1 protein-coding gene and 2 pseudogenes are annotated in these 2,346 nt (G+C 41.6%); 1 reads left to right on the top strand and 2 read right to left on the bottom strand.

The features are described from left to right. Window positions 1-129: pseudogene (locus ADH81_RS11465) on the top strand (TIGR02206 family membrane protein); the annotation flags it as partial. Window positions 130-189: 60 nt separating this feature from the next. Here the strand turns inward: ADH81_RS11465 and ADH81_RS06035 are convergent. After that, a complete protein-coding gene (locus ADH81_RS06035; protein ID WP_000224427.1) occupies window positions 190-1,233 on the bottom strand; it encodes a 2,3-butanediol dehydrogenase in 1,044 nt (347 codons plus the stop codon). A 126-nt stretch (window positions 1,234-1,359) separates the two neighbouring features. Continuing rightward, a pseudogene (locus ADH81_RS06030) lies at window positions 1,360-1,969 on the bottom strand (Asp-tRNA(Asn)/Glu-tRNA(Gln) amidotransferase GatCAB subunit B); the annotation flags it as partial. Between the last annotated feature and the right edge of the window lie 377 nt (window positions 1,970-2,346).

The following is a 2,346-nucleotide window of genomic DNA, read 5'->3' as shown; positions in this document are numbered from 1 at the left end:
TATCGAGATTTTTGGTATTGGGGTCAATTGATTCAATTACTGATTATCAACGCTTGGTATATTTCGGCACGCCTGCCCCTGTCTGAGGCTCTCCCTTTTTACCATAGTCGCATGGCAGAGTATTACATTTCAAAAGGCCGAAGCGACCTTGCTCCGACCTGATTGTATTGTCTTAAAAAGATTGATTTTTTATTCTGGTTCTACCAAAATCTTGATTTGTGACTTGTCTTGAGTTAATTCGATAAAGCCGTCTTCCACGATATTTTCCAATTTAATTTTCTTAGTAACCAGTTTTTCAGCAGAGAAGTAACCTTGTTCCATCAATTCTAATACTTTAGGGAAGATATGACGATAAGCAATAATTCCTTTCAGTGTCTTTTCTTGAATAGCAAATTCATTTGGATTGATATTTGCTTCTCGTTCCCAGATAGAGACAACCATACACTCACCTGCCTTATGTACTGCGGCTAGAGCTTGCCCCAAAACTACTGGTACACCAGTTACTTCATAAGAAACGTCTGCACCACCATTTGTCAAACGGTGTACAGCTTCAACAACTGTTTCTCCATCCTGTGGACGTACAACGATAGCCCCCAATTCCTCTGCTTTGGCTTGGCGTTCTGGTGATAATTCAACGGCATAAATCTTAGAAGCACCAGCTGCACGAAGAGCTTCCACAATCAAGAGACCGATAGGCCCCAAACCAAAGATAACAGCTGTATCTCCGGCCTTAATAGCAGATTGACGAACTGCATAAACGGCTACAGCAGCAGGTTCTGTAAGCGCTGCTTGCTCATAGCTCAAGCTATCTGGAATCACATGGACTAAATCTCCATCTAGGACACAGTATTTAGCAAATCCACCATCTGCCGCAAGACCGACGAAGTTCAAATTTGTATCAAGGTTGTAATCACCAATTAAGTTGTGTTTTGCCAAAATTGGCTCGATTGTCACACGATCACCGACTTTGACACGAGTCACATCGCTTCCAACCTCAACAATTTCTCCAGCAAACTCGTGACCGAGGGTAACGGGTGCTTTTTGACCAGAATAAACATGCTCTTCCGTTGGAATGAAGATTGGTCCATCCAAGTATTCATGCAAGTCTGTCCCACAGATTCCCGTGAATTTGACCGCTACCTTTACTTGATGAGGTTGTACTTTAGGGACTTCTACTTCTTCGATACGAACGTCCTTTTTGCCATGCCAGCGAGCAGCTTTCATTGTAGCCATATGAATAACTCCTTATTGTTGCGATTTTTAGTTTTCTTTTTCGGAAACTTTACACGTAATATTGTAAACGCTTTCTATTAATTTGTCAAGAAAAACCCCAACCTCAAGGCTGGTTTCTTTTACATATTACTCTTCTTTCAACTTAGCCAATTCTTGGGCAAGTAGCTTAAGGGCGACTTGTGGGTTGGCTTGTCCTTTAGTTGCTTTCATGAGAAAACAAGTAAAGGACTTGTCTGCATTCCGTTTTCCTGACTTGAAGTCTGCGACAGCAGCTTCGTTATCGACAAAGACTTGATGGATGATTGGAATCAAAACATCTGGATCTGAAATTTGAACTAAACCGGCTTTTTCAACGTATTCACGAGCACCTCCACCGTTTTTAGCAAGGTGGACAAAGACTTTCTTGGCAATCTTAGATGAAATAGTGCCGTCTTCGATGATAGCGATCATTTCTACCAAGTTTTCTGGAATCAACTCGATTTCTTCAAGCGTCTTACCTTCAGCATTCAAGAACTGAGCGACTTCACCTTGGAGCCAGTTAGAGACTTGCTTAGCATCACCGCCAAGGGCAACAGCTTTCTCAAAGAAGTCAGAGGTGACTTTGTTAGCAGTCAACTGACCTAGCATCGTAGTCTGATAATCCGAGTTGAGAGGCGTAGCGAGTACGGCGTTCTTTTGGAAACTCTGGCAACTCAGTGCGCATTTCTTCGATCCACTCATCAGAGATTTCAAAGAGGGTAGTCTGTTGTTGCTTCAAAAGCAGTAGTAGCTTGGTAGATAGTCTCTTCTGAATACTTAGGACAGACCGACAGGTAGTCCTTGAGCAAATCCTGCAGGAATTGAAATTCCTGGGAGACCAGCCAAGTTGAAAAGAAGTAGAAATTGAAAAAAGGATTTTAATTCGATATAATGGTTGAAAATAGAAGCAAGAACAGCATTGGTTTTTAGTCGGCAAACAAGATGGAGACATTTACCGATTCGAATAAGTTAAGGAGAACATATGACAATTTGGGATTTACTTTTTACCAGTAAAAAAACAGTTCCTCCAGACTTGGGGACATGGTACATTTTGTTACCTACTTCTTTGCTAGTCATAGCTGCTCTATCAATTCG

This window comes from Streptococcus pseudopneumoniae, assembly GCF_001072925.1.
GTDB classification, from domain to species: Bacteria; Bacillota; Bacilli; order Lactobacillales; family Streptococcaceae; genus Streptococcus; species Streptococcus pseudopneumoniae_Q.
This window is presented reverse-complemented; position numbering and strand designations above follow the sequence as displayed.